4 protein-coding genes are annotated in these 3,498 nt (G+C 72.4%); 3 read left to right on the forward strand and 1 reads right to left on the reverse strand.

The annotated features are described in order from the left end of the window. From AB0J68_RS29425 to AB0J68_RS29435, 3 genes are all read left to right on the forward strand, one after another. A partial coding sequence (locus tag AB0J68_RS29425; protein ID WP_363941812.1) for an alpha-hydroxy-acid oxidizing protein occupies positions 1-213 on the forward strand: 213 nt, incomplete at its 5' end. A 3-nt stretch (positions 214-216) separates the two neighbouring features. Next, positions 217-1,545, forward strand: coding sequence for a PLP-dependent aminotransferase family protein (locus AB0J68_RS29430; RefSeq protein WP_355137245.1), 1,329 nt, complete (start codon positions 217-219; stop codon positions 1,543-1,545). After that, positions 1,545-1,805: a hypothetical protein gene (locus tag AB0J68_RS29435; protein ID WP_234587138.1), complete on the forward strand. Its 261-nt coding sequence runs from the start codon at positions 1,545-1,547 to the stop codon at positions 1,803-1,805. Before AB0J68_RS29430 ends, AB0J68_RS29435 begins: the two co-directional genes overlap by 1 nt. A 143-nt stretch (positions 1,806-1,948) precedes the next feature. Here AB0J68_RS29435 and AB0J68_RS29440 read toward each other — a convergent pair whose 3' ends face one another. Beyond that, complete coding sequence (locus AB0J68_RS29440; RefSeq protein WP_363941817.1) at positions 1,949-3,385, reverse strand: glycine hydroxymethyltransferase; 1,437 nt, start codon at positions 3,383-3,385, stop codon at positions 1,949-1,951. Positions 3,386-3,498: the final 113 nt, after the last annotated feature.

Raw genomic sequence — 3,498 nt, forward strand, 5'->3', positions numbered from 1 at the left:
CGTGGAGGCACCGACGTGCTGCGGGCGCTGGCGTTGGGCGCGGCGGGCGTCCTGGTCGGTCGTCCCTTGCTCTGGGCGCTGGCCGTCGGAGGGCGGCGCGGCGCGCAGGACGCGTTGGCGTTGCTCGCCGCGGAGGTGCGTGACGCGTTCACCCTGGCCGGCTGCGCCGATCCGGCGGCGGTGGCCGAGCTGCGTACGCTCGCGGCGGGCTGAGCGGTGGCCCCGACGGAGTCGGCCGACCTGAGCGTCGCCGACCTGCACCCCGCGCTGGGTGATCCGGCGCTGACCTCGATGAACTTCCTCAACGAGGTGTCCGAACGCTATCCGGCGGCGGTGTCGCTCGCGGCCGGGCGCCCGTACGAGGAGTTCTTCGACGTCGCGGCGGTGCACCGGCACCTGGACACGTTCCACCGGCACCTCGTCGACGAGCTGGGCCACGCGCCCGAGCAGGCCCGACGGCTGCTGCTGCAGTACGGCCGGACCAAGGGCATCGTGCACCACCTCATCGCCCGCAACCTCGCGGTCGACGAGGGGATCACGGTCGACCCGGAGGCCGTCGTGGTGACCGTCGGCTGCCAGGAGGCGATGTTCCTGGTGCTGCGGGCGTTGCGGGCCGATCCGGCGGACGTGCTGCTGGCGGTCGCCCCGACCTACGTCGGGCTGACCGGGGCGGCGCGGCTGGTGGACCTGCCGGTGTGGCCGGTCGCCGGTGGACCGTCCGGAGTGGACCTGGCCGACCTGCGGGCACAGGCGCGTCGGGCCCGGGCGTCGGGGCGCCGGCCGCGCGCCTGCTACGTGCTGCCGGACTTCGCCAACCCGTCCGGGGTCAGCATGAACGTCCCGGACCGGCAGCGGCTGTTGGCGCTGGCCGCCGAGGAGGACCTGCTCCTGCTGGAGGACAACCCGTACGGGCTGTTCCCCGTCGAGGACGGGCCGCGCCCGCCCACCCTGAAGGCGCTGGACACCGACCGGCGGGTGGTCTACCTCGGCTCGTTCGCCAAGACCGTGCTGCCCGGAGCGCGGGTCGGCTACGTGGTCGCCGACCAGCGGGTGGCCGGGTCGGACGGCCGGGTCGGCCCGCTCGCCGACCAGCTCGCGATGATCAAGAGCATGGTCACCGTGAACACCTCGCCGATCGCGCAGGCGGTGATCGGTGGGCGGCTGCTGGAGCACGGGTGCAGCCTGGTGCCCGCGAACACCCGGGAGCGGGCCGCGTACGCCCGCAATCTGCGTCACCTGGTCGCCGGGCTGGCCCGGCGTTTCCCGGATCGGCCGGACCGGCCGGCGGTGGTGCGGTGGACGGTGCCGGCCGGCGGGTTCTTCGTGGTGGTGACCGTGCCGTTCGCGGTCGACGACGCGCTGCTGGACACCTCGGCGCGTGACTACGGGGTGCTCTGGACGCCGATGGCGCACTTCTACGACGACACGGCGCCGGTGTGCGCGCTGCGGTTGTCGGTCAGCGCGGTGACACCCGAGCAGATCGACCTGGGGTTGGACCGGCTCGCCGCCCTCATCACCGACGAGCTCCTGCGTGGACGGTCATAATGGGCCGCATGGTTGCCTGGGAGTACGCCTTGCTCGTCCGCCGCTATCAGGGACAGGGCCGCAATTTCACCGTCTCGTTCGTCTGGTACGGCCCGGACGGGTCGCGCAAGGACATCACCCCCTATGGCGACACGGCCATCGCGCACCTCAACCGCGCCGGCCGGGAGGGCTGGGAGCTGGTCTCGGCCGCCGAGGACGTCAACAACGTCCAGGGCAGCACCGAGGTTCACCGCTACCACCTCAAGCGTCCCCTGAACTGACTGCCGGCCGCCCGCCGGGGCGGTCACACAGTTGAGCGGTATACCTCAGCGTCATATTCATGACTCTGAGGTATACCGCTCGTTTCGGTGACCGCCACCGACAGCCCGGCCCGGGTGCCGTCGGACCCGGTTGACGACGACCGTCAGCCCAGGTCGATGGCCGGGTAGAGCGGGTGGGGGGCCAGCAGGTCGGTGGCCTGGCGGGCGATCTTGTCGGCCAGGTCGGCGTCGAGCGTGTACTTCGCCTTGGACGGGGTGCCGTCGGCGTTGGCGCCGGCCGTGGTCTGGGTCAGCACGGTGTGGATCAGCTCTGCGGTCTGGTCCATCTCGGCGGTGCCCAGCCCGCGGGTGGTCAGCGCCGGGGTGCCGATCCGGATGCCGGACGTGTACCAGGCGCCGTTCGGGTCCTGCGGGACCGAGTTGCGGTTGGTGACGATGCCGGAGTCGAGCAGGGCCTGCTCGGCCTGCCGGCCGGTGAGCCCGTAGCCGGACACGTCGATCAGCACCAGGTGGTTGTCGGTGCCGCCGGTGACCAGCGTCGCGCCCCGGCGCAGCAGCCCGTCGGCGAGCGCCTGCGCGTTGTCCACGATCCGCTGGGCGTAGTCGGCGAAGTCGGGGCGGCGGGCCTCGGCCAGGGCGACGGCCTTGGCGGCCATCACGTGCGGCAGCGGGCCGCCGAGCACCATCGGGCAACCCCGGTCCACCTGGTCGGCCAGCTCCGGGCCGCAGAGCACCATGCCGCCGCGCGGGCCGCGCAGCGACTTGTGGGTGGTGGTGGTGACGATGTGCGCGTGCGGCACCGGGTCGAAGTCGCCGGTGAAGACCTTGCCGGCCACCAGGCCCGCGAAGTGCGCCATGTCGACCATGAACGTCGCCCCGACCGAGTCGGCGATCTCCCGCAGGATCCGGAAGTTCACCTTCCGGGGGTACGCCGAGTAGCCGCCGACCAGGATCAGCGGCTTGAACTCGCGGGCCGCCTCGGCGACCCGGTCGTAGTCGATCAGGCCGGTCGCCGGGTCGGTGCCGTAGCTGCGCTGGTCGAACATCTTGCCGGAGATGTTCGGCCGGAAACCGTGGGTGAGGTGACCGCCGGCGTCCAGCGACATGCCGAGCATCCGCTGGTTGCCCAACTCGCGGCGCAGCGCGAACCAGTCCGCCTCGGTGAGGTCGTTGACCTGGCGTACCTGGGCCTTCTTCAGCGCGGGGGACTCCACCCGGTCGGCCAGCACCGCCCAGAACGCGACCAGGTTGGCGTCGATGCCCGAGTGCGGCTGCACGTACGCGTGCGCGGCCCCGAACAGCTCCCGGGCGTGCTCGGCGGCGAGCGCCTCGACGGTGTCGACGTTCTGGCAGCCCGCGTAGAAGCGACGCCCCACGGTGCCCTCGGCGTACTTGTCGCTGAACCAGTTGCCCATGGCCAGCAGGGTCGCCGGGGAGGCGTAGTTCTCGCTGGCGATGAGCTTGAGGGACTCCCGCTGGTCGGTCAGCTCGGCGCCGATGGCGTCGGCCACCCGCGGCTCGACAGCCCGGATCACCTCAAGGGCGCTCCGGAATGCGGTGGACTCGGCGTTGTGCGACATGCGACCTCCAACAGACGTGCGGGAAGGCCCAGGCGCTCGGCATCGCGGCGGTGCGCCGCAACCCGGCCGGGACGCTGCCGGCGGTGTTCGGCGGGCCGCTGCGGCTCAGCCGC

This window comes from Micromonospora sp. NPDC049580 (genome assembly GCF_040675595.1).
Classification (GTDB): domain Bacteria; phylum Actinomycetota; class Actinomycetes; order Mycobacteriales; family Micromonosporaceae; genus Micromonospora.

Coding starts and splice junctions, on each gene's coding strand:
- AB0J68_RS29435 (WP_234587138.1), top strand. CDS start 1,545: ATGGGCCGCATGGTTGCCTGGGAGTACGCCTTGCTCGTCCGCCGCTAT.
- AB0J68_RS29440 (WP_363941817.1), bottom strand. CDS start 3,385: ATGTCGCACAACGCCGAGTCCACCGCATTCCGGAGCGCCCTTGAGGTG.